A 25,843-nucleotide genomic window follows, 5' to 3' on the forward strand; every position below is an offset into this window, starting at 1 on the left:
CAGCCCCTGCCATGCGTCGCATGTCGTTGCGACCGACTAACGCTAAACTAACCGGCTGATGAACATGGACACCGTCACCGCCCCCGACCGCGCGCCCTGGCAGCCGATCCGCTACCTGTGGCGGGTGCCGCTGCTGCTGGCGCACATCGTGCTGGGCATCGGTCTGTGTTCGCTGATCCTGAGCTGGAACCAGCACCGGGTGATGAAGAATGGGCGCGCGCCGTTTGCCCATCGCATGATCAACTGGTGGTCGCGCATGCTGATGCGCATTTTCGGCCTGCGCTCGGTGCGGATCGGCGAGCCCTTGCCGGACCCGGTGCTGTTCGTCGCCAACCACACCTCGTGGATCGACATCGAGCTGCTGCACAGCCAGCGCGCCGCGTGCTTCGTGGCCAAGGCGGAGATCGCGCGCTGGCCGCTGGTCGGCTGGATGGCGGCCACCGGCGGCACCATCTTCCATCGCCGCGGCTCCAACCACTCGCTGGCCTCGGTGATGGCGGTGATGGTGGAGCGCCTGCGCGGTGGCCGCTCGGTGGCGGTATTCCCCGAGGGCGGCAGCGGCTACAACGGCGTGCTCAAGGTATTCCACGCGCGCATCTTCCAGGCGGCGCTCGACGCCGACGTGCCGGTGCAACCGGTGGCGCTGCGCTTCGCCCGCCACGGCCGCCGCGTGATCGACGCGGGCTTCCGCGAGCACGAGAGCTTCATGGGCAACTTCCTGCGGCTGCTCGGCAGCGCGCCGCTGGATGCCGAGGTGCACTTCCTCGAGCCGGTGCCGTCCACGCCGGACGCGCGCCGGCGCATGGCGGAGACTTCGCGCGAGCGGATCGACGCGGCGCTGCAAGACCCCACGCCGGACAAGGCGGGCGCATGACCCTGCCGCAAGGACGCGACTTCCAGCCGCCGTGGCCCCTGCGCAGTGGCCATATCCAGACCATGCTTTCCTCCAGTGGCGTGCGACGCGTGCTGCTGCCCAAGGCCGCGCGCACGGTCGTCGATGGCGCCGAGCACGTCATGGTCAGCGGCGGCCCCGGCGTGCGCCTCAGCGGTGCATACACGGCGCAGAGCGGCCGGCCGCAGGCGCGCGGACTGGCGGTGCTTTTCCACGGCTGGGAAGGCAGCGTCGACTCCACCTACGTATTGCAGACCGGCAGCCGGTTGCTGGCCGAGGGCTGGGACGTGTTCCGGCTCAACTTCCGCGATCACGGCGACAGCCATCCGTTGAACGAGGCGCTGTTCCACTCGTGCCGCATCGACGAGGTGATGCACGCCCTGGCCGAGATCGCCCGGCGCTGGCCGGCCCGGCCGATCGCACTGGCCGGTTTCTCGCTCGGCGGCAACTTCGCGCTGCGGGCGGCGATGGCGGCGGCGCGCTACGAGGTGCCGCTGAGCTACGCGCTGGCGGTGTGCCCGATCATCGACCCCGCCGAAGGCCTGTTCTCGCTGGAGAAGCAGGCGCCGTGGTTCTACCAGGCCTACTTCATGCAGAAGTGGCGCCATTCGCTGCGGACCAAGCAGGCGGCGTTTCCGCAGCACCAGTATTTCGAGCTGGCCGAGTTGAAGCAGAACCTGCGTGGGCTGACCGAGTCGCTGGTGCTGCGGCACACCGACTTCGGCTCGCTGGAGGCGTATCTGGACGGCTATTCGGTCGCCGGCGACGCACTGCAGGCGCTGCAGATCCCCGCCACCATCCTCACCGCCCGCGACGACCCGGTGATCCCGGTCAATGCATTCGAGCAGCTGCGCCTGCCGGACCATGTGGAGCTGGACATCGCCCGCCACGGCGGCCACTGCGGCTTCATTCGCGGCTGGGACATGACCAGTTTTACCGACGACTACATCGCGGCGCGCTTCAACGCGATCGCCGACGCCTCCTGAGTTTCCGGCTCAGGGCAGGGCGTTCGCCTCACGCCGGCGCATCCAGCAGGCGATGCTCATGCGCTCGCGCGTGGCCGGAAGCACCTCGTGTTCGAAGCGGTCGGACAGGAACAGCACCAGCGTGCCGGCCTGCGGCAGCACGTCGTGGCTGCGGCCATCGTCCAGGTACAGACGCAACGCGCCGCCGTCGTCCGGGTCCCACGCCTGGTTGAGGTAGTAGACCGCCGACACCGCCCGCGCATCGCTGTGGCGCAGGCGGTCCAGATGACGCCCATAGCGTGCGCCCGCTGCGTACACCGCGTAGTGCGCCTCGCTTTCCACCAGGCCGAGCATCAGGCTGCGGTTGAGCGCCTGCCGCAGTGCGTCGAGTGTCTCGACGAACGGCTGCTGTGCCTCGCTCAGCGCGGTCATCTCGAACCAGCGCGTGTGATCGCCCCGCAGCGCCGTGGCAGTGCGCGCCGCACCCACGCGCGCCGGCGTCATGCGATGCGCCGCGTGCATCGCGGCGCACTCCCGGGCCAGCGCCGTGGTGATTTCCTCCGGCAGTGTCCGTGGCAGCACGCACCAGCCGGCCGTGGCGAGGGCATCGGCGGCCGCATCGAATCGCGACGACAGGGAATCCATGGAGACGTGCACCAGCGAGGGGGCGGAACCGGCCCGCGGCGGCGGGCGGTAAAGCATACGCTGCCCGGGGCGCCACGCGTGCCGCCTCAGCGCAGCGGATCGAGCAGCCCGCGCAGGCCGTTGTGGTCCAGCTCCAGCGACAGCGCCAGCAGCCGGCCGAGCTGTCCCGGCGGAAAGTCCTTGCGCGCGAACCAGGCCAGGTAGGCGCCGGGCAGGTCGCCGATCAGCCGCCCCTGGTACTTGCCGTAGGGCATGCGCACAGCCACCAGCCGCTTGAGGTCTTCCGCTTCCACCCCGGCTACTTCGCGAACAGCCGCGAGCGGTCGGCGAACGCCTTGAACTCCAGCGCGTTGCCGCACGGATCGCGCAGGAACATGGTCGCCTGCTCGCCGGGCTGGCCGACGAAGCGCACGTGCGGCTCGATCACGAAGCGGGTGCCCGCGGCGGTCAGCCGGTCGGCCAGCGCCTGCCAAGCGTCCATGTCCAGCACCAGTCCGAAGTGGCGCACCGGCACCGCGTCGCCGTCCACATCGTGGGCGGTGACAGCGCCGGCTTCCTCGGGCGCCAGGTGGGCCACGATCTGATGGCCGTGGAAATCGAAGTCGACCCAGCTGTCGCTGCTGCGACCCTCCGGGCAACCGAGCAGATCGCCGTAGAAAGCGCGCGCGTGGGCCAGCGAGGTGACCGGGAAGGCGAGGTGGAATGGAGCGAGTGGCTGCGTCATGGGCATGAAAGGTGAGAGTGATCTGCGGCGCGGGCGCGCACGAGACACGGATCGTGACAGATCGGCCGAGCGCGGTCTGGCCCGTACCACGCCCGCGCGCCGGTGCGACGCTTTGCGCTGCGGCCATCGGGCATCGCCGGCCATCGCCCCCCTGACGATCCCGCCTGAGGTGTTCCGCAACGCCCGACTATTGCGCTCGTTCGCCATCACCGCCAGCGCGGCGCGTCGCGGCGCCCGGCCGGAAGCGCTGCACCCGTCGCCCGCAGAGCGGTACACCGGGCCGAGGGCGACGCGGGGTGCGCCGCAGCCGTGCAGCACCGCCCGCAGCATCGGCGCGAGCAGGCGGACCGATCGGCTCGTCGGGTTTCGCCGGTGTCGGCGCGCGTAGTCTAATCGGCCGATGAAACACATCGTGATCGCCACCGTGGGTTCGCTGGGCGACCTGTTCCCGTTCCTTGCGGTCGGTCAGGAGCTGCGCCGGCGCGGCCACCGCGTGACGGTCGCCACGCATGCGGTGCATCGCGACATGGTGGTGCAGGCCGGGCTGGCGTTCCACGATGCCAGCGGCATCCCCGAGCCGGAGGATCGCGAGGCGTTCACCGCGCGGGCGTTCCACCCGTGGCGCGGGCCGGCTTTCGTGGTGCGCGACTTCGCCGCGGCCGACGTGCACGCCAGCTACCGGCGGCTGCTCCCGCTGTGCACCGCGGCGGACGTGCTCGTCACCAGCACGCTGGCGTTCGCCGGACAGATCCTGGGTGAAACGCTGGAAGCCGCTGGCCGCCTGCACTGGCGGTCGGCGCTGTTGGCACCGGCGGGTTTCCTGTCGGTGCACGACATGCCGGCGACCGGGTTGGCCGTGGTGGACCGGGCAGTGCGTGCGTCCCCGCGTGCCGCCCGCGTGTTGCAGTGGCTGGCCCGCCGCGTGACCCACGGCTGGACGGCCCCGGTGCGCCAGTTCCGCCGCGAGCTGGGGCTGGCGCCGGTGTCGCCGTGGGGGGATCCATTCCATACCGGTCAGCATGCCCCGGGCGGGGTGCTGGCGCTTTACCCGGAGCTGCTCGGCGCGCCGCAGCCGGACTGGCCGCCGAACGCGCACGTATGCGGCTTCGCCCGCTACGCGCAGCCCGCTCAGCTGCCCGCGGCACTGCAGGCATTTCTCGATGCCGGGCCGCCGCCGCTGGTGTTCTCGCTCGGCTCCACCGCGGTGCATGCCGGCGAGGCGTTCCTGCGCGAGAGCCTGCACGCGGCGCTGTCGCTGGGGCAGCGTGCGGTGCTGTTCACCGGTTCGCCCGCCATGCGTGCGCGCCTGCCGCCGGTACTGCCCGAAACCATCTTCTGCGTCGACTACGCGCCCCACGCGGCGCTGTTTCCGCGCGCCGCGGTGGTGGTCCATCACGGCGGTATCGGTACCAGCGCGGAGGCCCTGCGCGCCGGCGTGCCGATGCTGGTGGTGCCGCACGGTTTCGACCAGCCGGACAATGCCGCGCGGCTGGAGCGTCTGGGCGTGGCCAAGATCCTGCCGGTGTCGCGCTACCGCGCCGCGCCGGCGGCAGCGCGCCTGCAACGCCTGCTGCAACCGCCGTATGCGGCCCGGGCCGCGGCTTGCGCCGAACGCCTGCGGGAGGATGGCGCCGCGCGCGCGGCCGACGTGATCGAGGCCGCCTGGGTCGCGCCACTGCCGCCCGCGGGCTAGAGCTGCGAGGCGGTCTGCGCGGCGAGCCAGTCCACGACCCGCTGGCGCCACGGCCGCTGCTGCCACTGCGCGTAGCTCAGCGGCCGGGCGTGGCGCAGGTCCGCGTCGATCACGTCGGTCATGTGGGCGGCGAAGTTGGCGTCGTAGATGTTGATGTTGGCTTCGTCGTTGAGCTGGAACGAGCGGTTGTCGAAGTTGGCCGAGCCGGCCAGCGTGAGGTAGTGGTCCACCACCATCAGCTTGTTGTGCAGCAGCGATGGCTGCCAGCGATAGATCCGGGCACCGCCCGCCAGCACCGGGCCCCACTGCGCCTGCGAGGCGTTCACCACCACGTCGCTGTCGACATACGGCCCCGGCACCAGCAGGCGGATGCGCACGCCGCGCTTGAGTGCGCGACGCAGCGCGCTGAGGGTGAGCTGGTCGGGTACGAAGTAGGCCGCCTCCAGGTCGATGCTCTCGCGCGCACCGTCGATTGCCATCAGGTACATCAGCTGCATGTTGCGGCTGCCACCCTCGGGCGAGCTGGCAAATGCCTGCACCGCCAGCTCACCGGCGGTGTGCACCGGCGGGTAGTAATCCTCGCCCAGCAGTGCCTCGCCGGTGGTGGTGAGCCAGTTGTCCTCGAAGATCGCCTGCATCTGCTGCGCGGCCGGCCCCTCCACCCGGAACTGCATGTCGCGCCAGTGGGTGGGGTCGTCGCCATGGCCGTCCCAGGAGTCGGCGATGCCGACGCCACCGTTGAACGCCACCTCGCCGTCCACGATCAGCAGCTTGCGATGGGTGCGGTTGTTGATACGGTCCAGGCTGTACCACTTGAGCGGGTGGAAGTACTCGAAGCGCACGCCGCCGGCGCGCAATGCGTCCACCGCGTTGGACTCCATGCGGGTGGAGCCGGCCCAGTCGGCGAGCACGTGCACCTTCACCCCGGCGCGGGCGCGTTCGGTGAGCGCGGCGATGAACTCTTCGGAGATATCGCCCGACCAGTAGATGTAGGTTTCCAGGTTCACGCTGCGCCGGGCGCCGCGGATCGCTGCAAGCATTGCCGGAAAGATCTCGGCGCCGTTCTGGTAGTCGGTGACCGCATTGCCGTCGACGATCGGCGGCCCGAGCAGCGTACCGACCTCGCGCCGGAACGCCTCGCTGCGCACGGCGCTGACCGGCCCCAGCCGGTACTGCAACGTCTGCACCTTCGGCCACAGGTTGAGTGCAAGGATGCCTGCCAGCGCCGCGCCCAGCGCGCCGGCACCGATCCAGATCACGCGTCGTTTCCAGCGGCGTGCATCGGCCACGTGCCATCTCCCGGAGTCAGTTCGCCAAAAGGGGGCGCGGCGAGCGACCCGCCAGCACCGAACCGGGCCGGAGCGTCTCAGCGTGCGGGTGACGAGAGCGTGGGCGTGGCTGCGCCGGCTCAGTCCGCGGGCACGCAGCGATCGCGGGCCCAGGCGCGCAGGCCGTCCACCTGTTCGCGCATCAGCACCGACAGGGGACGGGTCTGCGCCAGCGCCTCGAGCAGGGTGGGCTGGTCGAGCACGCCGGGGCCGGCGGCTGCGTCGTACAGGGCGCTGACGATCGCCTGCTCGATCTCGGCTCCGGAGAAGCCGTCGCTCGCGGCCGACAGCGCCCCGGTGTCGAACGCGTCCAGCGGCAGCTGGTGTCGGGCCAGGTGCAGCGCGAAGATCTGCTCGCGCACCGCCGGTGCCGGCAGGTCGACGAAGAAGATCTCGTCGAAGCGACCCTTGCGCAGCAGCTCGGCCGGCAGCTCGTGCACCGCGTTGGCCGTGGCCACCACGAACACCTTGGCCTTGCGCTCGGCCATCCAGGTCAGCAGGTAGCCCAGCACGCGGCGCGACACGCCGCCGTCTTCGCCGCCGCCGGCCAGGCCCTTCTCGATCTCGTCGATCCACAGCACGCAGGGGCTCAGCAGCTCGGTGCTGGCCAGCGCCTCGCGCAGGTTCTTTTCCGTTTCGCCCTGGTACTTGTTGTACAGCGTGCCGAAGTCCAGTCGCACCAGCGGCACGCCGAAACCCCCGGCGATCGCCTTGGCCGCCAGGCTCTTGCCGCAACCCTGCACGCCGAGCAGCAGCACGCCCCTGGGTGGATCCAGCGTTGGCGTCGCTTCGGGGGAGAGGAACACCGTGCGCCGCCGCTGCACCCACTCGCGCACGCGCTGCACGCCGGCGATGTCGGCGAAACTGGCGGTGGCGTATTCGAAATGCAGCAGGCCGGAGCGGTTGAGCAGTTCGAACTTCGATTGCATCAGCTCGGGCAGGTCGGCGTGGCCGAGTGCGCCGTCGTTGTAGATCAGCTTGCGCACGATGCGCCGCGCGTCCGGCGCCGACAGTCCCAGCAGGTTGCGCACGATGATCCGCGCGGCCTCGCCGTCGACCTCCACCCGCCGACCCTGCTCGCGCTGCCAGGCGGCCGCCTCGCCGCGCATGATGCCGGCCAGTTCCTTGATGTCCGGCAGCGCCAGCGGCACGCGTAGGGCCAGCGCCTCCAGTTCGTCCGGCAGCTCCACCTTTGCTCCCACCAGCACCATGGTGTGGGCCGCCGAGCGCTGCCGCTGCACGATCTCGCGCAGCATCCGCAGGCTCATCGCGTAGCGGACGAACGGGTGGAAATCGAACAGCAGAAACACGCCGGCATCGGCGGCCTGGCGGATCGCCTCGAGCGTGGCAGTGGCATCGGGCGCCGCGGCCTCGGCGCGCTGGACGAAGTCCAGCCGGGTCAGTCCGTCGGTCAGTGTCCAGCGCCACAGCGGGCGCAGCGACTGCGAAATCACGTGGCGGAAGCAGTCGATCACGCGCTGCTCGTCCACCGTCTCGATCACCAGCAGCGGCGTCGCGGCACGCACCAGCGTGGTGAGGTCTTGCAACTCGCCCATGAGTTCCCCCGGATGAGCTGCAACGGTATCAGAGAGCATGGCGTGATCCCTTCGCCGCGCGCGCCCGCCCGGAGCCAGGAGCGCCCGCAGCCTGGGTGCAAGCCCAGGCCCGGGGACTGATGCTCCGCCACGTGGGGTGGCGTCACCGCCCCGGCGCAGCCACGGCGGCGGCGCGATGATCTCCCGGCGCAGGGTCTGTCACGCGTGAGCAGCGAAACCAGGGCGGGCGCGCCAGCGCAACCGGCGCTGAACTGCGCGGCGGGCGTGGGCCGGTGCGGATGCGCCCTTCACGTGGGCAAGGCGCCGCATGTGGGTGAATGGCGTCGTCAGGCCGGGCAGGGACCCGACCGGCGGCACCCTTTCCGTCCTTACGAGGAATTCGTCATGCTTCACTACGCTCTGGTTTTTCTGGTTATCGCGATCATCGCTGCGGTACTGGGATTCGGCGGGCTGGCTGGGGCGGCCGCAGGCATCGCCAAGATCCTGTTCGTGGTGTTTCTGGTGCTCGCGCTGATCGCCTTCTTCCGCCGCGCGGCCAAATAGCCGCCGCAGTTCCAGCATGTCCTTTCTCCGTTCCGGCACCTCGCACGGCCGGATCCACTACCGATCCACTGCTCCGGAGTTATCGCAATGAACAACCCTGATATCGCCAGCAACAACCCCACCGGCACCCCGGCCACCAACAATCCTGCCGGCCGTAACCCCGCCGATCGCAGCCCGCTGGACCAGCCCAAGGCGCACCAGCGCATCGAGGAAAGCGCCGACCGCGTCAAGCAGGCCACCTCGCATGCCGTGGCCGGCACCAAGGATGCGGTGGACCGCGCCGCCGACCGCGTCGAGGAAGGCCTTCATCGCGCCACCGACAAGGCCGCCGGCGCTGCCAGCCGTGCCAGCGACAAGGCCGCCGAGTACGGCGAGCGCGGCCGCGAAGCCTACGGCCACGCGATGGACCGTGCCGATGACTGGACCGAGCAGGCACGTGCCTATGTCCGCGAGAAGCCGCTGCAGTCCGTAGCCATCGCCGTTGGTGCCGGCTGGCTGCTCGGCCGCCTGCTGCGTCGTTGAAGCGGCCCACCGGAGGGCTAGCCCATGGATGAGACGCCTCACGCAGGTTACGGCGCCGGCGACGGACCTGCGGGCGACCCGCCCCCGGGCGCAAAAGCCGCCGATGCACATGCCGCATCGGCGGCTTCGTCGCGCTTCCTGGCCGAATTGAGCCAACTGGGCAAGGCCCTCAAGCACCTGTTCGGCGCACAGTGGCATCTGTTTGTCGCCGAGTTGTCGCTGGCGCGCGGGGCGGTGTCGCTCTTGTTCGCCGCAGGACTCGCGGCCACGGTGCTGGGGGTCGGGCTGAGTCTGACCACGCTGGCCCTGATCGGAGTGGCGCTGGCGCGATGGTTTGGCTCGTGGCTGTGGGCGCTGGGCGCGTTGGCGGCTTTCCAGGGCCTGCTGCTGATCGTCGCGATCACCTACTTTCGCCGCGGCCTGCACTGGATGAGCCTGCCGGCGACGCGCGACGAGTTCGGTGCGATGATTCGCGATACCAAGGCCAAGGCCAGCGCCGACGCGGCGCCCGCCTCTGACGTGCCTTCCCCGGTTGCTTCCAGGAGTTCCGTGTCATGACGCTCTCGCGCAAGCTCGCTGCGGTTCGCCTGTCCCAGGCCGAGGTACGCGCCGCACGTGCCGAAGTGGGCGTGCCGGTTGATGCCCTGCTCGCTCGCGTGCGCAGCCACCCGCTCACCAGCGTGGGCGCGGCCGCCGGCGTGGGCCTGGCGCTGTCGCAGATGAACTTCCATCCGATGCGGGTCCCGGGTGCCACCGGCTTGCTCACCAGTGGCGTGTTCGAACTGGTGTCCCATGGCATGAGCATGTTTTCCGACAGCGGCTTCGGCGGCTTCGGTAATGCAGGGGCCGAGGCGGCAAGTTCGCCCGGCCAATGAGCACCCCCGAGGTCCTGCCCGGCGACACGGCGGCTGACGCCGATTTCAGCGACCCCGCGCCAGCGCCCCCGCGCGAGGTGGCGCCAGCGCCGGCGCGCGTGGCGCCCGGCTATCCGCCGCGCCGGCTCGCGCACGGGCTGCAGACTGCGCGCGGCCTGCGCCGGCACATCCGCGGCATCCGCCTGGTGCTCAACGGCATGCTGCTGCTGGCGGTGCTCTACACGATCACCCTGATCAAGGCGCTGCTGATTCCGCTGGTGCTGGCGGCATTCCTCGGCGTGGCGCTGAACCCGATCGTGGCGTTCAGCGCACGGCGGCGAGTGCCGCGCTGGCTCAGCGCGAGCGTGCTGATGATCTCGCTGGTGGCCGGCATCGGCTTCGGCGTCACCCAGCTCGCGCAGCCCGCGATGGGCTGGTTTCACGATGCGCCGGCGGCGCTTAAGAGCTTCGTGCCCAAGCTCAAGGGCATCACCCAGCCACTAGAGGCGGCCAGCCGGGCGACGCAGAGCCTGGTCGGCGGGCAGGAGGTGCGGGTGCAGCCGCCGCGCCAGGCAACCGTCGCGCTGACCGCGTGGGACGTGTTGTCGAATGCGCCCAAGGTGCTCGCGGCGGTGCTGACGGTGATGCTGCTGGTGTTCTTCTTTCTGATCTACGGCGACGATCTGTTGCGACGGCTGGTCGAGATCGTGCCCAACTTCCGCCACAAGAAGCACGCGGTGTCGATCGTGCGCAGCATCCAGACCGAGGTGTCGCACTACATCCTCACCACCGCGGTGATCAACATGTGCCTGGGCGCCGTCACCGCCACCATGCTGTGGCTGCTGCACGTGCCCGATCCGCTGCTGTGGGGGAGCATTGCGATGATCGCGAACTTCATCCCGTACGTGGGCGCGATCACCACCACCACCGTGCTGCTGCTGGTCGGCCTGATGAATTTCCGCGAGATCGGCCACGCCGTGCTGCCCGCACTGGCGTTCGCATCGATCACCGTGGTGGAAGGCAACATGATCACGCCGATGATCCTGGGCCGCCGCATGCGGGTGAGCCCGGTGGCGATCCTGCTGTGGCTGCTGCTGTGGGGGTTCCTCTGGGGCATCCCCGGCGCACTGCTGGCGGTGCCCATGCTGACCAGCGCCAAGCTGATCTCCGAGCGCGTGCGTGGCTGGCAGTGGTTCGCCCTGATGGTTCAACGCTGACCCGAGCGCGGTTTGCACTACCGAGGCCACGGCCCGCGCCCACGGGCGCGCGGGCCATTTCCACTCGCCGCGAAAGTGCGGGCGCTCAGTTGGCCTTCGCCACCGCGCTGCACTGCGCGTCGCCGCAGGCCTGCCAGCCGCCGCCGAGCGCCTTGTACAGCGCAATCGCCTGCAGGTTGATGCCGGTCTCGGCTTCGGCCAGCTGGTCCTCGGCGGCGAGCTGGGTGCGTTGCGCGTCCAGCAGTTCCAGGTAATCGGTGGCACCGGCGTCGTAGCGGACCTTCGCCAGCGTGGCCGCCCGTTCGCTCTGGTGCGCCTGTTCCACCAGGTGCTGCACGCGTTCGCGCTGCTGGTTGAAGCCGACCAGCGCGTTGTCGACGTCTTCGAGCGCGCGCAGCACGGTGCGCTGGTAGTTCGCCCGGGCCTCGTCGGCGCGCGCCTCGCTGGCCTTCACGCCCGAACGCACGCGCTGCACGTTGAGGCCGGACCAGCTGATGCTCGGGGCGATCGACCAGGCCCGCGTGGCCGGGCTGCCGAAGTCGTTGCTGCGCCCGGTCAGGAAGCCGACGAAGCCGCCCAGCGACACGTGCGGGAACCAGTCGGCCTTGGCCACGCCGATGCGCGCGCTCGCGGCGGCGAGTTCGCGCTCGGCCACGCGGACGTCCGGCCGGCGGGCCAGCACGTCATCGGCATGGCCGATCGGCAGCGTCACGTCGATCGGGGTGAAGCTCTGCGCCGATAGATCCACATCCAGCGCGCCGGGGCGTTCGCCCAGCAGCACGGCCAGATGGAACTGGTCCGCGCTGATCCGGGTGGCCAGCAGCGGCAGCTGCGCCTGCACCGCGGCGAGCCGGGCGCGGGCGCTGGCGACGTCCTGGTCCGAACCGGTGCCGATCTCGGCGCGGCTGGCGATCAGCTTCAGGGCGGCCTGCTGGTTGGCGATGTCGCGCGTGGCGACGTCCTGGCGCAGCTGGGTGCCGCGCAGGTCGAAGTAGTAGCGCGCGACCTCGGCGAACAGGCTGACCTGCGCGTCCTGCAACGCCGCTTCGCCGGCCTCGCTGTCGGCGCGAGCGGCCTCCACCGAGCGGCGCACGCCGCCGAACAGGTCCAGCTCCCAGCTGGCATCGAAACCGGCCTGGTAGCTGGTGAAGGTACTGCGCCGATCGCTGAAGCCGGGCTGCTGCTGGCGGCTGCGGGTGTAGCTGGCCTGCGTCTCGATATCCGGCCACTGCTGCGACTGCGCCGTGCCGAGCAGGGCGCGCGATGCCTTCAACCGGGCCACGGCGATCTGCAGGTCCGGGCTGTTCTTCGCCGCGCGGATGATCAACGTGTCCAGGGTCGGGTCGTTGAACTGCTTCCACCACGCGGCCTGGAACTGCGTGTTCGATTGCTGCGCCGTGTCGACGCCCTGCAGCGCCACCGGCTTTTCGGCCGGGCGGTGGTAGTCCGGCCCCACGCTGATGCAGCCGGCCAGCAGCAGGGCGCCGGCGAGTGCGCTCCAACGGATCAGATGATTCATCTCAATGCTCCTCGAAAGCCGGCGCGGGCAGCTGCGCGGCACGGGCGGCCTGGCGGGCGGCGCGACGCTCGGCGCTGCGCTCGCTCCAGCCGCGGATCAATACGTAGAACAGCGGGGTGAAGGCCAGCCCGAAAAAGGTGACGCCGAGCATGCCGGAGAACACCGCCACGCCCATCGCGTGACGCATCTCCGCGCCGGCGCCGTGCGACAGCACCAGCGGCACCACGCCCATGATGAAGGCGAACGAGGTCATCAGGATCGGGCGCAGTCGCAGCCGTGCCGCCTCCAGCACCGCCTGCACGCGGTCCATGCCTTCCAGGATCTGCGCCTCGCGGGCGAACTCCACGATCAGGATCGCGTTCTTGCACGCCAGGCCCACCAGCACGATCAGGCCGATCTGGGTGAAGATGTTGTTGTCGCCACCGCTCAGCCACACACCGGCGATCGCAGACAGCAGCACCATCGGCACGATCAGGATGACCGCCAGCGGCAGCGTCACGCTCTCGTACAGCGAGGCCAGCACCAGGAACACCAGCAGCACGCACAGCGGGAACACCAGCACCGCGGTATTGCCGGCGAGGATCTGCTGGTAGGTCAGCTCGGTCCATTCGAACGTCATGCCGTTGGGCAGGGTCTTGTGCGCCAGCCGTTCGATCGCCGCCTGCGCCTGGCCCGAGCTGTAGCCCGGTGCCGGGCCGCCGTTGATCTCGGCGGTCGGGTAGCCGTTGTAGTGCATCACGCGCTCGGGGCCGACTGTCTGGCTGACCGTGACGAACGAGCCCAGCGGCACCATCTGGCCGGCCGCGTTGCGGGTCTTCAGCTGGGTGACGTCCTGCGGCTCGCGACGGAAGCCCGGCTCGGCCGACAGGTTCACCTGGTAGGTGCGCCCGAAGCGGTTGAAGTCGTTCACGTACAGCGAGCCGAGGTAGGCCTGCATGGTCTGGTAGACGTCGGCCAGATCCACGCCTTCGGCCTTGGCCTTCTCGCGATCCACCTCGGCGTCGATCTGCGGCACGCTTACCTGGTAGCTGGAGAACAGCCCGGCCAGCGCCGGCTCCTTCTGGCTCGCCGCAATCAGGTTCTGTGTCTGCTTGTAGAGCTCCTGGTAGCCCCGGTCGCTGCGGTCTTCCACCTGCAGGCGGAAGCCGCCGATCGTGCCCAGCCCCTGTACCGGCGGCGGTGGGAAGATCGCGATGTAGGCGTCCTGGATCGCCGCGAACTTCTGGTTCAGCGCCCCGGCGATCGCCCCGGCCGAAAGCGACGGATCGCGCCGCTGCTCGAACGGCTTCAGCGTCACGAACACGATGCCGGAGTTGGTCGAGTTGGTGAAGCCGTTGATCGACAGGCCCGGGAACGCCACCGCGTTCTCCACGCCCGGCTGCTTCAGCGCGATCTCGCTCATGCGGCGGATCACGTCCTCGGAGCGATCCAGCGAGGCGGCATCGGGCAGCTGCGCGAATGACACCAGGTACTGCTTGTCCTGCGGCGGCACGAAGCCGGTCGGCACCTTGGCGAAGCCGAACAGGCCCAACAGCACCAGGCCGCCGTAGACCAGCAGCGCGATCGAGCCCTTGCCCAGCACGCGCTTCACGCCGCCCACGTAGCCGTCCGCGCTGCGCACGAAGAAGCGGTTGAACGGGCGGAACAGCCAGCCGAAGCCACGGTCGATGGCCAGGCTGAGCTTGTCCTTCGGCGCGTTGCGATCCTTGAGCAGCAGCGCGGAGAGCGCCGGGCTCAGGGTCAGCGAGTTGAACGCCGAGATCACCGTGGAGATCGCGATGGTCAGCGCGAACTGCCGATAGAACTCGCCGGTCAGGCCGCTGATGAACGCGGCCGGCACGAACACCGCGCACAGCACCAGCGCCGTGGCCACGATCGGCCCGGTCACTTCCTTCATCGCCTGGCGGGTGGCATCGCGCGGCGTCATGCCGTGCTCGATGTGCCGTTCGACGTTCTCCACCACCACGATCGCGTCGTCCACCACGATGCCGATCGCCAGCACCAGGCCGAACAGGCTCAGCGCGTTGAGCGAGAAGCCGGCGATGTGCATCACCGCGAACGTGCCCACCAGCGATACCGGCACCGCCACCAGCGGGATGATCGAGGCGCGCCAGGTCTGCAGGAACAGGATCACCACCAGCACCACCAGCGCGATCGCCTCGAACAGCGTATGCACCACCGCCTCGATCGAGCCGCGCACGAACACGGTGGGGTCGTAGACGATGCGGTAGTCGACGCCCTGCGGGAAGTCCTGCTTCAGGTCCTTCATCAACGTGCGGACTTCGTTGGAGATCTGGATCGCGTTGGAGCCGGGACGGGCGAAGATCGGCAGTGCCACCGCCGGCTTGTTGTCCAGCAGACTGCGCAGCGCGTAGTTGTTGGAGCCGAGCTCCACCCGCGCCACGTCGCGCAGGTGGGTCACCGCACCGTTCTTGTCGGTGCGCACCACGATGTTGAGGAAGTCGTCCTCGCTGATCAGGCGGCCGCGCGTGTTGATGTTGAGCTGGAACGCGGCATTGCCGCGACCGGGCGGCGCGTTCAGCGCACCGGCGGCCACTTCCACGTTCTGCTCGCGGATCGCGCGGGCGACGTCGCCGGTGGTCAGGCCGCGCTGGGCCATGCGGTCCGGGTTCATCCACACCCGCATGCTGTATTCGCCGGCGCCGAACACCTGCACGTCGCCGACGCCGTCCAGACGGGCCAGCTGGTCCTTGATGTGCAATCGCGCGTAGTTGGACAGATACAGCATGTCGTAACGCTGATCGGGCGAGATCAGGTGCACCACCATGGTGAGGTCGGGCGAGCTCTTCTGGGTGGTCACGCCAAGCCGCTGCACTTCCTCGGGCAGCCGCGGCAGCGCCTGCGCCACGCGGTTCTGCACCTGCACCTGGGCGTCGTCCAGGTTGGTGCCCAGCGCGAAGGTCACGGTCAGCGTCATGGCGCCGTCGCTGGTGGCCTGCGAGGCGGTGTAGAGCATGCCCTCGACGCCGTTGATCTGGGTTTCCAGCGGCGTGGCCACCGTCTCGGCGATCACCTTGGGGTTGGCGCCCGGATAGCTGGCGCGCACCACCACGGTGGGCGGCACCACTTCCGGGTACTCGCCGATCGGCAGCTGGAACAGCGAGATCGCGCCGGCGATCAGGATCAGCACCGACAGCACGCCGGCGAGGATCGGTCGATCCACGAAATATTGCGCAAGTTTCATGAGCGTTAGTCCTGGGCGCTGGTCAGCGCCTGGCCCTGGCGGGGGTTGCCGCCGCCGCGGGCGAGTTGGGTATCCGGGTCGAGGCTGCGGGTTTCCATCGCCACACGCGTCGGGTTCACCTGCATGCCCGGCCGCACGTGCTGCAGGCCGTTCACCACCACCACGTCACGGGCGTCGAGGCCGTCCTCGATCACTCGCAGGCCGTCCAGCAGCGGGCCGGTGGTGACCTTGCGGTAGGTCACCTTCTGGTCCTTGTCGAGCACGTAGACGAACTTGTTGCCGAGGTCGGTGCCGACGGCGCGGTCGTCGATCAGCGCGCGCGGGGTGGCGCTGTCGGTGCGCAGCTGCAAGCGCACGTACAGGCCCGGCGTGTAGCGGCCGTCGGCGTTGTCGAACACGGCGCGCAGGCGGATCGTGCCGCTGCCGGTGCTGAGCTGGTTGTCGACGAAGTCGATGCTGCCGCGGTGCGGGAAACCCGATTCGTCGGCCAGCGCCATCGTCACCTTCGGCACGGTGTGGTGCTCGCGGCGCAGGCGATCGAGCTCGAGGTAGCTGTGCTCGTCCACGTCGAAGTAGGCGTACACCGGATTCACGCTGACCACGCGCGTCAAGACGTCGGCGGGGCTCACCAGGTTGCCGGCGGTCACCATCGCGTTGCTGACGCGCCCGTCGATCGGCGCGCGCACCTCGGTGAACTCGCGGTTCAGCCGCGCCGCTTCCAGCGCGGCGGTGGTCGCGGCGATCTGCGCTCCGGCGCTGGCGGCGGCGGTATCGAGGCGGTCGGCCTCCTCCCGCGAGATGGCGTGCGCGGCCAGCAGGTTTGTTCCGCGGGCGGCGTTGGCGCGGGCGAGCTTCTGCTCGGCACGGGCCTGCTCGAGATTGGCCGAGAGCCGGTCCACTTCGGCCTGGTACGGACGCGGGTCGATGCGGAACAGCAGCTGGCCCTTGTGCACCAGCGCGCCCTCCTTGAACTGCACCGCATCGATGACGCCGCTCACGCGCGGATGCACCTGCACCGTGTCGACGGCCTGCAAGTGGCCGGTGAACGCGGCGGTGTCGCTGACTGCACGCACCAGCGTCTGTGCCACGGTGACCGCGGGCGGCGGCGGCGCGGCCTGGCTCTGGTTGCCATGGGCATGGCGAAGCACGGCCCAGCTGCCGGCCACGAGTACCGCGGCGAGCCCGATGAAGATCCAGCGTTTCTGCATGACGCACTCCCTGAACAACCGATGCCGCTCAAAGGCAAGCGGCGAAGGCCCGGGAGAATAGGTATACTTGTCGGTACAGAAAACCGTCTTTTGATGCAATGCAATAGTGACCTCGAGTCACCAATCCCGCAGGAACCCAGGCAATGGAAGACTTCTCGGCAATATCGGTATTCGTCCGCGTGGTCGAAGCCAACAGCTTCGCCGCCGCCGCCGCCCAGCTCGGCATGACCCCGTCCGGAGTCAGCCGCGCGGTGTCACGGCTGGAGGCGCGGCTGGGTGCGCGCCTGCTGTTCCGCTCCACCCGCTCGCTGCGGCTGACCGACGACGGCGCGGCGTTCCACGCCCGCTGCAAGGAGATCCTCGCTGATCTGGCCGAGGCCACCGACGCGCTGGGCGAAGCCCATCGCGAGCCGGCCGGCAAGCTGCGCGTGGGGGTGTCGCTCGCGGTGGGCCGCGCCGCGCTGATTCCTCGGCTGGCCGAGTTCGAGCAGCGCTACCCCGGTATCCGGCTGGAGCTGTCGATGACCGACCTGCCCAACGATCTCAATGGCGAAGGCATCGACTGCGCCATCCGTGTGGGTCAGCTGGAGGACTCCAGCCATATCGCGCACAAGATCGGTTACCTGCACAACGTGGTGGTCGCTGCGCCGGATTATCTGAAGCGGCACGGTGCGCCGCGAAGCATCGCCGACCTGAAGAACCACCGCTGCATCAACTACGTCTATCCCAACGGGCGCCAGCGGCAGTGGCAGTTCGACGGTCCGGGCGGGCAGGTGGCGGTGGATATCGACGCCCATCTGCTGATCAACGACGGCGAGTCCGTGATCCAGGCGGTGGCGGCCGGGCTGGGCATCACCCAGGCGCCGCACATGCTGGCCTCGTGCCTGCTGAGCAAGGGCATGCTGGAGCTGGTGATGACCGACGTCAGCTCCACCGGCAAGCCGGTGTGGATCGTCTATCCGCAGAAGCGCCACCTGTCCGCCCGCGTGCGCGCGTTCATCGGTTGGGTGCGCGAGCTGTTCGAGCAGACCAACGAGCCGGACCTGCGCAAACGCGCCGCCGGTGCGCCGATGGCAGTGCACGAGGCGCCGCCCGCGGGCCGCCCCGCCACGGCCGCGGCCGACGCCGCGCGGCTTCAGCCGCCGGCGGGCATCAGCAGCAACAGGGCCGCCCCCAGCGCGATCCGGTAGATCGAGAACACGGTGAAGCGGTGGCTGCGGATGTAGCCGAGCAGCCACTTCACCGCCGCGAACGCGACCACCGCCGACACCACGAAGCCGACACCCAGGGCCGTCCAGTCCTCATGGGCGGCGCCGCCGTGGTGGATCACCTTCAGCAACTCGTAGCCGCTCGCCGCGTACATCGTCGGGATACCCACCAGGAAGGCGAACTCGGTTGCCGCGGCGCGGTCGCCGGTGCCGGCCAGCAGGGCGGTGAAGATGGTCGCCGAGGAGCGCGAGGTGCCGGGGAAGATCCCCGCCACCATCTGCGCGATGCCGACCAGGATCGCCACCGGCCAGGTGATCGTGCTGCTCGGCGGACGCCGCGCCGCCAGCTGTTCGGCAGCGAGCATCCACAGGCCGCCGATGACCAGCGCCCAGGCCACCGGGGTCACCGTCTCGGGCAGCTTGAAACCCATCTTCACCGCGATCAGGCCGAGCACGGCAGTGATCCCGAACGCCACCGCCAGCTTGAGCAGGTAGTCGCGGTTGCGTGGATCGCGCCAGCCGGTGAACAGCTGCCAGATCCGCTTCCAGTAGATCAGCGTCACCGCCAGGATCGCGCCCGCCTGGATACCCACGTTGAACAGCTCCGAGCGCGCGCCGAGGCCGAGCTTCTCGGCAATCAGCAGGTGGCCGGTACTGGAGATCGGGAGAAACTCGGTGATGCCTTCGATGATGCCGAGCAGGATGACGCGGAGCAGATCGATCACGTGATGCAGATCCTGGAAAGCGCGGCCGCCGTGGCCGCTGGAAGGGGCGACAGCATACGGGCAGAGCAGGTGAAACCGACGACAGGCCATGGCACGTGCCGGTCGTTGACCTGCCCGCCCGGTTCACTCTGCGCTCTTCCGACCGCGCCGTGCTGCGGCGCAGCGCGCTTGTGACGAATGGTGATAAGGCAGGGCGCGTCACCATATTGCAACGCAGCAATGCATGGGGCAGGATCGAACTGCAGCAAAGGTTTCGATCCTTGCCGCGCGGCAGCCTTCCGCTCGCGCCCGCGGCTTGCCCGGATCGACCGATCGGGGGATCAGCACCGGCTGACGCGCGACATCCGCGCCGCCGCGCTACCGCCTCCATCGCCTTTGCTCCCGCTGCGCGCCGCCTCCCGTGCGGCCCGCCCGTTCTGCGTCGGTCGCCTGCGGCCGGCTCGACCCGCTACACACCGCCTCTTCCATTGCGCGCCCAACGCCGCGGTGACGGAGCCGGCTGCGCCCTCGCTGGCGCGGGTGATCGCTTGGTTCCAGCGTGCCGTGCATGGACGTCCAGACGTCCACACGCGGCACGTTCACTCTGGCGTGGGAGGGTCGCAATGAAACGACGCATACGAGCGATGGCGTGGGGCGTGGCATGGTGCGTGGCGAGCGTCGCCATGCCGGCAATGGCGGACGAGGCGCCGAGCAGCACGGTGGCCGGCAGCGTGGCGGTGGTCAACGACTACCTGTTCCGCGGCCTGTCGCAGACCAACTGGAAACCGGCGGTGCAGCCGGGTGTCGAGTACGACCACGCAAGCGGCTGGTACGCCGGTGCGTGGGGCAGCAACATCAGCTGGTTGTCCGACGCATCCACCGATGCGGCGCACATCTCCTCCAGCGTGGAGTTGGACTTCTACACCGGCTTCCGCGGCAGCTTCGCGGGTGACGTCAGCTACGACGTCGGCCTCTACGAGTACTACTACCCGGGCACCTACCCAACAGGCTTCACCCGGCCGTACACCACCGAGGTCTACGGCGCGCTGGGCTACAAGGGCGTGACGCTGAAGTACTCGCACGCACTGACCAACCTGTTCGGCTTTGCCGACTCCAAGCACTCCGGGTACCTCGATCTCTCCTACAACGTGGAGTTCAGCCCAGGCTGGACGCTGAACCTGCACGCCGGTCGCCAGAAGGTGCGGCACGTCGCGGGCGCTTCCTACAGCGACTGGAAGGTCGGCGTCACCAAGGCGTTCGACCACGGCTACTCGCTGTCGCTGGGCTACTACGACACCAGCGCAGCGCGCAGCGTCTACACCAACGCCGACGGCCATTTCGTCGGCCGCGCCACCGGCATTCTCACGTTAGCCAAGGCGTTCTGATCGGACATCGCATCGCGGTGGCCGCTGCGCCGCCGCGCCACACGGGGAGACAGGCATGAGGGGGAGCCAGCCATGAAATTGATCAGTTGCATCATCCGGCCATACAAGCTCGACGAGGTGCGCGACGCGCTCACCGCCGCGGGCGTGAGCGGCATCACCGTCAGCGAGGTACGCGGCTTCGGCCGGCAGAAGGGCCACACCGAGCTGTATCGCGGGGCGGAGTACGTGGTGGACTTCCTGCCCAAGCTCCAGGTCGACGTGGTCGTCACCGAGGAGCAGCTCGACGGCGTGCTGGAAGCGATCCAGCAGTCCGCCAAGACCGGCAGCGTGGGTGACGGCAAGATCTTCGTCAGCCCGGTGGAGCAGGTCATCCGCATCCGCACCGGCGAACTCGACGCCGATGCCCTTTAACCCGCCCGCGAGGTTTTCCATGAAAGAGATCGTGCTTTCCCGCCCCGCGCGCGCGCTGCCCGCGTGGGTGCTTGCCCTTATGCTGCTGTGCCTGCTGGCGCTTTCGCCGGCGTCCCATGCCGCCGATGCCACGCCGGTGGTCGACAAGGGCGATGTGGCCTGGATGCTCACCTCCACCTTGCTGGTGCTGCTGATGACGGTGCCCGGGCTGGCGCTGTTCTACGGCGGCCTGGTGCGTTCGAAGAACGTGCTGTCGGTGCTGATGCAGGTGATGACGGTGTTCTCGGTGATCGTGGTGCTGTGGGTGATCTACGGCTACACGCTGGCCTTCAACGGCGGCAACGCCTTCATCGGCAACCTGGACAAGCTGTTCCTGAAGGGCGTCAACAAGGACAGTCTGGCAGCCACATTCACTGCGGGCGTCGCGCTGCCCGAGTACGTGTTCGTGGTGTTCCAGTCCACCTTCGCCGGCATCACCGGCGCGTTGATCGTGGGCGCGTTCGCCGAGCGCATGCGCTTTCGCGCGGTGCTGGTGTTCTGCGCGCTGTGGTTCACCTTCGCCTACCTGCCGATCGCGCACATGGTCTGGTACGGGCCGGACGGTTTCCTGTTCGCCCGCGGCGCGCTGGATTTCGCCGGCGGCACCGTGGTGCACATCAATGCGGGCGTGGCGGGGCTGGTCGGTGCCTACATGGTCGGGCCGCGGCTGGGCATCGGCCACCAGTCGATGAAGCCGCACAACGTCACCTTCACCATGGTCGGCGCGGCGATCCTGTGGGTGGGCTGGTTCGGCTTCAACGCCGGCTCCAACCTGGAGTCCAACGCCGGCGCGGCGCTGGCCTTCATCAACACCATGCTGGCGACGGCGGCCGCGGTACTCGCCTGGTTGCTGATCGAGGCGGTGCTCAAGGGCCGGCCGTCGATGGTCGGTGGTGCCTCGGGCGCGGTGGCCGGGCTGGTGGCGATCACGCCCGCCTGCGGCACCGTCGGGCCGATGGGCGCACTGGTGATCGGCGCACTGGCCAGCGTGGCCTGCGTGTGGGGCGTCACCGGGCTGAAGAAGATCCTGCGCGCGGACGACGCGCTGGACGTGTTCGGCGTGCACGGCGTGGGCGGCATCCTCGGCGCCCTGCTCACCGGCGTGTTCACCGCGCCCTCGCTCGGCGGCACCGGCGGCGCGGATTTTTCGATTGGCCATCAGGTGGGCGTGCAGGCACTGAGCGTGGGCATCACCTTGCTATGGAGCGGCGTGGTGTCGGTGATTGCGTTCTTCCTCGTCAAGGCGATCTTCGGCCTGCGGGTGAGCGCCGATGCGGAGCGCGAGGGCCTGGACATCACCTCGCACGGCGAGAGCGCCTACGAGAGCTGATTCGCACGAGTTTGGTGCAATAGGGGCCACAGGTTGCCCATGTATGATGCGGGCGGCGTCCTTCCAGGCGCCGCTCCGCCTTGTTCCATGCCGGGCGCGGCGCGTCTTCTGCGTGGCATGACGCTTGCTAAATCACGCTGGCCATTCACACCCGAGGTTTTCCATGTCCGTCGCAAAAGTGCTTGACCTGTTCCAGGAGCATGACGTCGAGTTCGTCGATCTCCGCTTCGTCGACATGCTGGGCAAGCAGCATCACGTCACCTTCCCCGCGCACGCCATCGACGAGAGCACCTTCGAGGACGGCAAGATGTTCGACGGCTCGTCGATCGCCGGCTGGAAGGGCATCAACGAGTCGGACATGGTGCTGATGCCCGACCCGGACACCGCCTACCTCGATCCGTTCAGCTCGCACACGCAGGTGGTGCTGCATTGCGACGTGCTCGAGCCGAGCACGATGCAGGCCTACGGCCGCGACCCGCGCTCGATCGCCAAGCGCGGCGAGGCGTTCCTCAAGTCCACCGGCCTGGCCGACACCGCGTTCTTCGGCCCGGAGCCGGAGTTCTTCATCTTCGACTCGGTGCGCTGGCAGAACGACATGGGCCGCGTGTTCTACGAGATCGGCTCCGAAGAGGCCGCCTGGTCCTCGCGTTACAAGTACGACGGCGACAACACCGGCCACCGTCCGGGCGTGAAGGGCGGCTATTTCCCGGTCAGCCCGGTCGACACCCTGGGCGACCTGCGCGCGGACATGTGCAAGGTGCTGGAGTCGCTCGGCCAGGTGGTGGAAGTGCACCACCACGAAGTGGCCAATGCCGGCCAGTGCGAGATCGGCGTCAAGTTCAACACGCTGGTGAAGAAGGCCGACGAGCTGATCACCATGAAGTACGTGGTGAAGAACGTCGCCCACCAGAACGGCAAGACCGTCACCTTCATGCCCAAGCCGATCGTCGGCGACAACGGCAGCGGCATGCACGTGCACCAGTCGCTGTCCAAGGGCGGCGAGAACCTGTTTGCGGGCGACCTTTACGGCGGCCTGAGCCAGACCGCGCTGTGGTACATCGGCGGTATCTTCAAGCACGCCAAGGCGATCAACGCCTTCGCCAACTCCACCACCAACAGCTACAAGCGCCTGGTGCCGGGCTTCGAGGCGCCGGTGATGCTGGCCTACTCGGCCCGCAACCGTTCGGCCAGCTGCCGCATTCCGTATGTGTCCAGCCCCAAGGGCCGCCGCATCGAGGTGCGCTTCCCCGATCCGATGCAGTCGGGCTACCTCACCTTCACCGCGCTGATGATGGCCGGTCTGGACGGCATCCTGAACAAGATCGACCCGGGTGCGCCGTCGGACAAGGATCTGTACGACCTTCCGCCGGAAGAAGAGAAGAACATCCCGCAGGTGTGCTCCAGCCTCGACGCCGCGCTGGACGCGCTGGACAAGGACCGCGAGTTCCTCAAGGCCGGCGGCGTGTTCACCGACGACTTCATCGATGCCTACATCGAGCTGAAGATGCAGGAAGTCACCAAGTACCGCGCCAGCACGCATCCGCTGGAGTTCCAGATGTACTACGCGCTCTGATCGCATCCGCCCGGCGCAGCGAAGAAGGGAGCCGCGAGGCTCCCTTTTTTTTTCACCGGCGACACGTGGTGCGACTCAGCCGGAGGTGCGTTTCACCCGCAGCGCGAGCGCCGCGGCCACCACCAGCCCCGCACCGGCCAGCCGGATCACGTTGGCCGGGTTGTCGCCGAGCACGCGGTGGTAGAGCAGCGGAATGGTGAGGATCTGCAGCAGCATCGGCAGCACGATGAAGCCGTTGAAGATGCCCATGTACACGCCCGCGCGCTCGGCCGGGATACAGCCGGCCAGCATCGCGTAGGGGTTACCCATCATGCTGGCCCAGGTCAGGCCCAGCCCCAGCATCGGCAGCAGCAGCCACCACGGATCGTGGATCAGCGGCAGCGCGATCAGCCCCGCACCGCCCAGGGTCAGGCAGATTGCGTGCAGCGCCTCCGGGCCCATCCGCCGCGCCAGCGGCACCATCGCCACCGCGGCAACGAAAGCGATGAAGTTGTAGAAGCCGCCGATGCGTCCGGTGATCAGCACCGCCTCGCCAAAGCCCGGCGTGGCCGCGTCGGTGCTGCCGTACAGCGTGTGTGCCAGCGACAGCGTGATGTATTCCCAGTAGCAGAACATCGCGTACCACTGGAACAGCATCATCACCGCCAGCTGGCGCATAGTCGCGGGCATCTGCCGCACGGCATCGGCGATCTCCCGCACGGTGGCGGCGGCCGAGCGCGGCTGTGCCCGCATGTGGGCACGCTCGGCGTCCGACAGCGGCAGCTCCGGCGTGGTCCACGCCGACCAGCCGATCGACACCACCGAGAACACTGCGCCGATCACGAACGCGGTAACCACCGCATACGGAATGCCGTGCGCGTTGGTCGAGGTGATATCCATGCCCACGATCACCAGCAGCGACGGCGTGAGGTAGGCCAGCGTCTGCGACAACCCGGTGAACGCACTCTGGGTAAGGAACCCGGCGCTGTGCTGGCTTTCGTCCAGCCGGTCGCTGACGAAGGCGCGGTATGGCTCCATCGTCACGTTGTTGGCCGCGTCGAGAATCCACAGCAGGCTCGCCGCCACCCACAGCGCGGGACTGAACGGCATCGCCAGCAGGCACGCGCTGCAGATCAGCGCGCCGATCAGGAAGTACGGCGTGCGCCGCCCGAGCCGGCTGTCGGTGCGGTCGCTCATGGCGCCGATCAGCGGCTGCACGATCAGGCCCGTGATCGGGCCGGCCAGCCACAGGTACGGCAAGCTGCCGTCGGCGGCGCCAAGGTACTTGTAGATCGGGCTCATGTTGCTCTGCTGCAGGCCGAAACTGAACTGGATGCCGAAGAACCCCACGTTCATGTTGAGGATCTGCCAGAACCCCAGCCGTGGCTTGCGCAGCCTCACGCCGCCGAATCCGCCACGCGCGCCAGCGTGCATTGCCACGGCCGGTACAACGCCATCTGCGCCGGCAGCGCGCCGCGCCAGCCGCAGCTGAGGCTGGCGAACGCCACCGCCTGGCCCAGCATGTAGGCCAGCGGATGGCCGAGCGCGAGCCCGGCCAGCATCATCGCGCTGAAGGCATCGCCCGCGCCCACCGTGTCCATCACCTGCGGCACCGGTGGCGCCGCGGCGCGAGCCACGCAGCGCCCCTCGCCGTTCCACGCGGCGGCGCCATCGGCACCGTGGCTGACCAACACGTGGCGCGCGCCGGTACGTGTGCACAGCGCGCGCATCGAGGCGTGCTCGTCGTCGATGGCGGGCAGCCCGGGCATCGGCGCCAGCGCGAGCCAGTGCAGCAGCATCGCCAGCTCGGCGTCGCTCAGCTTCAGCACGTGCACGTCGCGCAGCAGCTCGAGGATCGCCGCCGGCTGCGGCCCGGCCTCGCGCCAGTTCAGATCCACGAACGCGCGATGCGGCATCGCTGCGCGCACCGCCGCCAGCGCCGCCCGCGAAGCCGGGGCGCGCAGCGCCAGCGTGCCGAAATAAATCCACGACGGTGCCGCGCCGGCCGCGGGCATGGCCGCCACCGCCTGCGCTGCGTCGATGCGGTCGAACGCCTGCGCCGGCGGAATCTCGAACACGTGCCCACCGTCGCGTTCGTGCACCAGCACGCGCGCGGTGTGCTCGTCGTGCTGCACCGAGTCCAGCGACAGTCCACAACGCGCGGCCGCCGCGCGCAGCGTGCTGCCGGCGTCGTCCTCGCCCAGCCGCGTGATCAGCCGCGGCGACAGGCCCAGCGCGGCCAGGTGGCAGGCCACGTTGAACGGCGCGCCACCGGGCACCGGACCATCGGCGAATGCATCCACCAGCGCCTCGCCGAACACGATTACCTGTGCGTCGCTCATC

The 25,843-nt window shown here is 69.1% G+C and carries 24 protein-coding genes; 13 read left to right on the forward strand and 11 right to left on the reverse strand.

The annotated features are described in order from the left end of the window. The first annotated feature begins 58 nt into the window (after nucleotides 1-58). Nucleotides 59-874, forward strand: a complete 816-nt coding sequence (locus tag VFG40_RS05405; protein ID WP_324895693.1) for a lysophospholipid acyltransferase family protein — start codon at nucleotides 59-61, stop codon at nucleotides 872-874. Next, nucleotides 871-1,878, forward strand: a complete 1,008-nt coding sequence (locus VFG40_RS05410) for a YheT family hydrolase (protein WP_324895695.1) — start codon at nucleotides 871-873, stop codon at nucleotides 1,876-1,878. The genes VFG40_RS05405 and VFG40_RS05410 overlap by 4 nt, the downstream gene beginning before the upstream one ends. A gap of 9 nt (nucleotides 1,879-1,887) precedes the next feature. On the opposite strand, the gene VFG40_RS05415 is transcribed toward VFG40_RS05410, so the two are convergent. The 3 genes from VFG40_RS05415 to VFG40_RS05425 all read right to left on the reverse strand — a co-directional run bounded on the left by VFG40_RS05415 (nucleotide 1,888) and on the right by VFG40_RS05425 (nucleotide 3,226). Beyond that, the gene (locus tag VFG40_RS05415) at nucleotides 1,888-2,502 is read right to left on the reverse strand and encodes a 2OG-Fe(II) oxygenase (protein WP_324895697.1); all 615 of its coding nucleotides are present in this window, start codon (nucleotides 2,500-2,502) and stop codon (nucleotides 1,888-1,890) included. Nucleotides 2,503-2,588: 86 nt separating this feature from the next. Beyond that, nucleotides 2,589-2,795, reverse strand: a complete 207-nt coding sequence (locus tag VFG40_RS05420) for a DUF3820 family protein (protein ID WP_324895699.1) — start codon at nucleotides 2,793-2,795, stop codon at nucleotides 2,589-2,591. A 5-nt stretch (nucleotides 2,796-2,800) separates the two neighbouring features. Further along, nucleotides 2,801-3,226: a VOC family protein gene (locus tag VFG40_RS05425; protein ID WP_324895701.1), complete on the reverse strand. Its 426-nt coding sequence runs from the start codon at nucleotides 3,224-3,226 to the stop codon at nucleotides 2,801-2,803. A gap of 400 nt (nucleotides 3,227-3,626) precedes the next feature. On the opposite strand from VFG40_RS05425, the gene VFG40_RS05430 reads away from it, so the two are divergent. Next, entirely contained in the window at nucleotides 3,627-4,919 is a 1,293-nt protein-coding gene (locus VFG40_RS05430; RefSeq protein ID WP_324895703.1) for a glycosyltransferase, read from the forward strand. Here the strand turns inward: VFG40_RS05430 and VFG40_RS05435 are convergent. Then, the gene (locus VFG40_RS05435) at nucleotides 4,916-6,178 is read right to left on the reverse strand and encodes a phospholipase D-like domain-containing protein (RefSeq protein WP_414649252.1); all 1,263 of its coding nucleotides are present in this window, start codon (nucleotides 6,176-6,178) and stop codon (nucleotides 4,916-4,918) included. The genes VFG40_RS05430 and VFG40_RS05435 overlap by 4 nt on opposite strands. 149 nt (nucleotides 6,179-6,327) lie before the next feature. Beyond that, nucleotides 6,328-7,803, reverse strand: coding sequence for a Ycf46 family AAA ATPase (locus tag VFG40_RS05440; RefSeq protein ID WP_324895755.1), 1,476 nt, complete (start codon nucleotides 7,801-7,803; stop codon nucleotides 6,328-6,330). A gap of 384 nt (nucleotides 7,804-8,187) precedes the next feature. Between VFG40_RS05440 and VFG40_RS05445 the strand changes: the two genes are divergently transcribed. From VFG40_RS05445 to VFG40_RS05465, 5 genes are all read left to right on the forward strand, one after another. Continuing rightward, entirely contained in the window at nucleotides 8,188-8,346 is a 159-nt protein-coding gene (locus VFG40_RS05445; RefSeq protein WP_324895758.1) for a DUF1328 domain-containing protein, read from the forward strand. A gap of 87 nt (nucleotides 8,347-8,433) precedes the next feature. Beyond that, nucleotides 8,434-8,868 (forward strand): ElaB/YgaM/YqjD family protein, encoded by a 435-nt coding sequence (locus VFG40_RS05450; protein ID WP_324895707.1) that lies wholly within the window; start codon nucleotides 8,434-8,436, stop codon nucleotides 8,866-8,868. A gap of 24 nt (nucleotides 8,869-8,892) precedes the next feature. Next, a complete protein-coding gene (locus VFG40_RS05455; RefSeq protein ID WP_324895709.1) occupies nucleotides 8,893-9,426 on the forward strand; it encodes an ABC transporter ATP-binding protein in 534 nt (177 codons plus the stop codon). Next, nucleotides 9,423-9,743, forward strand: a complete 321-nt coding sequence (locus tag VFG40_RS05460) for a hypothetical protein (protein ID WP_324895711.1) — start codon at nucleotides 9,423-9,425, stop codon at nucleotides 9,741-9,743. The genes VFG40_RS05455 and VFG40_RS05460 overlap by 4 nt, the downstream gene beginning before the upstream one ends. Further along, on the forward strand, nucleotides 9,740-10,939 hold the full coding sequence (locus tag VFG40_RS05465) for an AI-2E family transporter (protein ID WP_324895713.1): 1,200 nt from the start codon (nucleotides 9,740-9,742) through the stop codon (nucleotides 10,937-10,939). The genes VFG40_RS05460 and VFG40_RS05465 overlap by 4 nt, the downstream gene beginning before the upstream one ends. Before the next feature lie 85 nt (nucleotides 10,940-11,024). On the opposite strand, the gene VFG40_RS05470 is transcribed toward VFG40_RS05465, so the two are convergent. The 3 genes from VFG40_RS05470 to VFG40_RS05480 are packed head-to-tail and all read right to left on the reverse strand — an operon-like array spanning nucleotide 11,025 to nucleotide 16,871. After that, nucleotides 11,025-12,458 (reverse strand): efflux transporter outer membrane subunit, encoded by a 1,434-nt coding sequence (locus VFG40_RS05470; RefSeq protein ID WP_324895715.1) that lies wholly within the window; start codon nucleotides 12,456-12,458, stop codon nucleotides 11,025-11,027. Nucleotide 12,459: 1 nt separating this feature from the next. Continuing rightward, nucleotides 12,460-15,663 (reverse strand): efflux RND transporter permease subunit, encoded by a 3,204-nt coding sequence (locus tag VFG40_RS05475; protein WP_324895717.1) that lies wholly within the window; start codon nucleotides 15,661-15,663, stop codon nucleotides 12,460-12,462. A gap of 5 nt (nucleotides 15,664-15,668) precedes the next feature. Beyond that, complete coding sequence (locus VFG40_RS05480) at nucleotides 15,669-16,871, reverse strand: efflux RND transporter periplasmic adaptor subunit (protein ID WP_324895719.1); 1,203 nt, start codon at nucleotides 16,869-16,871, stop codon at nucleotides 15,669-15,671. A 143-nt stretch (nucleotides 16,872-17,014) separates the two neighbouring features. On the opposite strand from VFG40_RS05480, the gene VFG40_RS05485 reads away from it, so the two are divergent. Continuing rightward, nucleotides 17,015-18,061, forward strand: coding sequence for a LysR family transcriptional regulator (locus tag VFG40_RS05485; protein ID WP_324895721.1), 1,047 nt, complete (start codon nucleotides 17,015-17,017; stop codon nucleotides 18,059-18,061). Here the strand turns inward: VFG40_RS05485 and VFG40_RS05490 are convergent. Beyond that, the gene (locus VFG40_RS05490; protein WP_324895723.1) at nucleotides 18,007-18,804 is read right to left on the reverse strand and encodes an undecaprenyl-diphosphate phosphatase; all 798 of its coding nucleotides are present in this window, start codon (nucleotides 18,802-18,804) and stop codon (nucleotides 18,007-18,009) included. The two genes, VFG40_RS05485 and VFG40_RS05490, sit on opposite strands and share 55 nt — an antisense overlap. A 602-nt stretch (nucleotides 18,805-19,406) precedes the next feature. On the opposite strand from VFG40_RS05490, the gene VFG40_RS05495 reads away from it, so the two are divergent. The 4 genes from VFG40_RS05495 to glnA all read left to right on the forward strand — a co-directional run bounded on the left by VFG40_RS05495 (nucleotide 19,407) and on the right by glnA (nucleotide 23,521). Further along, on the forward strand, nucleotides 19,407-20,168 hold the full coding sequence (locus VFG40_RS05495; RefSeq protein WP_324895725.1) for a TorF family putative porin: 762 nt from the start codon (nucleotides 19,407-19,409) through the stop codon (nucleotides 20,166-20,168). A gap of 72 nt (nucleotides 20,169-20,240) precedes the next feature. Then, a complete protein-coding gene (locus VFG40_RS05500) occupies nucleotides 20,241-20,579 on the forward strand; it encodes a P-II family nitrogen regulator (protein ID WP_324895727.1) in 339 nt (112 codons plus the stop codon). Continuing rightward, the gene (locus VFG40_RS05505) at nucleotides 20,569-21,948 is read left to right on the forward strand and encodes an ammonium transporter (RefSeq protein ID WP_414649249.1); all 1,380 of its coding nucleotides are present in this window, start codon (nucleotides 20,569-20,571) and stop codon (nucleotides 21,946-21,948) included. Before VFG40_RS05500 ends, VFG40_RS05505 begins: the two co-directional genes overlap by 11 nt. Nucleotides 21,949-22,111: 163 nt before the next feature. Beyond that, entirely contained in the window at nucleotides 22,112-23,521 is a 1,410-nt protein-coding gene (gene glnA, locus VFG40_RS05510; protein WP_324895728.1) for a type I glutamate--ammonia ligase, read from the forward strand. 75 nt (nucleotides 23,522-23,596) lie between these two features. Here the strand turns inward: glnA and VFG40_RS05515 are convergent, their stop codons facing one another. Then, the gene (locus VFG40_RS05515) at nucleotides 23,597-24,934 is read right to left on the reverse strand and encodes an MFS transporter (RefSeq protein WP_414649250.1); all 1,338 of its coding nucleotides are present in this window, start codon (nucleotides 24,932-24,934) and stop codon (nucleotides 23,597-23,599) included. After that, the gene (locus VFG40_RS05520; protein WP_324895730.1) at nucleotides 24,898-25,842 is read right to left on the reverse strand and encodes a PfkB family carbohydrate kinase; all 945 of its coding nucleotides are present in this window, start codon (nucleotides 25,840-25,842) and stop codon (nucleotides 24,898-24,900) included. The genes VFG40_RS05515 and VFG40_RS05520 overlap by 37 nt, the downstream gene beginning before the upstream one ends. Nucleotide 25,843: the final 1 nt, after the last annotated feature.

The sequence above is a fragment of the Dyella sp. genome (assembly GCF_035685805.1).
In the GTDB taxonomy this organism is placed as follows: domain Bacteria; phylum Pseudomonadota; class Gammaproteobacteria; order Xanthomonadales; family Rhodanobacteraceae; genus Dyella_A.

What these genes read in the sequence shown, in the direction of transcription:
- VFG40_RS05405 (WP_324895693.1), top strand. Translation starts at nt 59, where the DNA reads ATGAACATGGACACCGTCACCGCCCCCGACCGCGCGCCCTGGCAGCCG.
- VFG40_RS05410 (WP_324895695.1), top strand. Translation starts at nt 871, where the DNA reads ATGACCCTGCCGCAAGGACGCGACTTCCAGCCGCCGTGGCCCCTGCGC.
- VFG40_RS05415 (WP_324895697.1), bottom strand. Translation starts at nt 2,502, where the DNA reads ATGGATTCCCTGTCGTCGCGATTCGATGCGGCCGCCGATGCCCTCGCC.
- VFG40_RS05425 (WP_324895701.1), bottom strand. Translation starts at nt 3,226, where the DNA reads ATGACGCAGCCACTCGCTCCATTCCACCTCGCCTTCCCGGTCACCTCG.
- VFG40_RS05430 (WP_324895703.1), top strand. Translation starts at nt 3,627, where the DNA reads ATGAAACACATCGTGATCGCCACCGTGGGTTCGCTGGGCGACCTGTTC.
- VFG40_RS05440 (WP_324895755.1), bottom strand. Translation starts at nt 7,803, where the DNA reads ATGGGCGAGTTGCAAGACCTCACCACGCTGGTGCGTGCCGCGACGCCG.
- VFG40_RS05445 (WP_324895758.1), top strand. Translation starts at nt 8,188, where the DNA reads ATGCTTCACTACGCTCTGGTTTTTCTGGTTATCGCGATCATCGCTGCG.
- VFG40_RS05450 (WP_324895707.1), top strand. Translation starts at nt 8,434, where the DNA reads ATGAACAACCCTGATATCGCCAGCAACAACCCCACCGGCACCCCGGCC.
- VFG40_RS05455 (WP_324895709.1), top strand. Translation starts at nt 8,893, where the DNA reads ATGGATGAGACGCCTCACGCAGGTTACGGCGCCGGCGACGGACCTGCG.
- VFG40_RS05460 (WP_324895711.1), top strand. Translation starts at nt 9,423, where the DNA reads ATGACGCTCTCGCGCAAGCTCGCTGCGGTTCGCCTGTCCCAGGCCGAG.
- VFG40_RS05465 (WP_324895713.1), top strand. Translation starts at nt 9,740, where the DNA reads ATGAGCACCCCCGAGGTCCTGCCCGGCGACACGGCGGCTGACGCCGAT.
- VFG40_RS05470 (WP_324895715.1), bottom strand. Translation starts at nt 12,458, where the DNA reads ATGAATCATCTGATCCGTTGGAGCGCACTCGCCGGCGCCCTGCTGCTG.
- VFG40_RS05475 (WP_324895717.1), bottom strand. Translation starts at nt 15,663, where the DNA reads ATGAAACTTGCGCAATATTTCGTGGATCGACCGATCCTCGCCGGCGTG.
- VFG40_RS05480 (WP_324895719.1), bottom strand. Translation starts at nt 16,871, where the DNA reads ATGCAGAAACGCTGGATCTTCATCGGGCTCGCCGCGGTACTCGTGGCC.
- VFG40_RS05485 (WP_324895721.1), top strand. Translation starts at nt 17,015, where the DNA reads ATGGAAGACTTCTCGGCAATATCGGTATTCGTCCGCGTGGTCGAAGCC.
- VFG40_RS05495 (WP_324895725.1), top strand. Translation starts at nt 19,407, where the DNA reads ATGAAACGACGCATACGAGCGATGGCGTGGGGCGTGGCATGGTGCGTG.
- VFG40_RS05500 (WP_324895727.1), top strand. Translation starts at nt 20,241, where the DNA reads ATGAAATTGATCAGTTGCATCATCCGGCCATACAAGCTCGACGAGGTG.
- VFG40_RS05505 (WP_414649249.1), top strand. Translation starts at nt 20,569, where the DNA reads ATGCCCTTTAACCCGCCCGCGAGGTTTTCCATGAAAGAGATCGTGCTT.
- glnA (WP_324895728.1), top strand. Translation starts at nt 22,112, where the DNA reads ATGTCCGTCGCAAAAGTGCTTGACCTGTTCCAGGAGCATGACGTCGAG.
- VFG40_RS05515 (WP_414649250.1), bottom strand. Translation starts at nt 24,934, where the DNA reads ATGCACGCTGGCGCGCGTGGCGGATTCGGCGGCGTGAGGCTGCGCAAG.
- VFG40_RS05520 (WP_324895730.1), bottom strand. Translation starts at nt 25,842, where the DNA reads ATGAGCGACGCACAGGTAATCGTGTTCGGCGAGGCGCTGGTGGATGCA.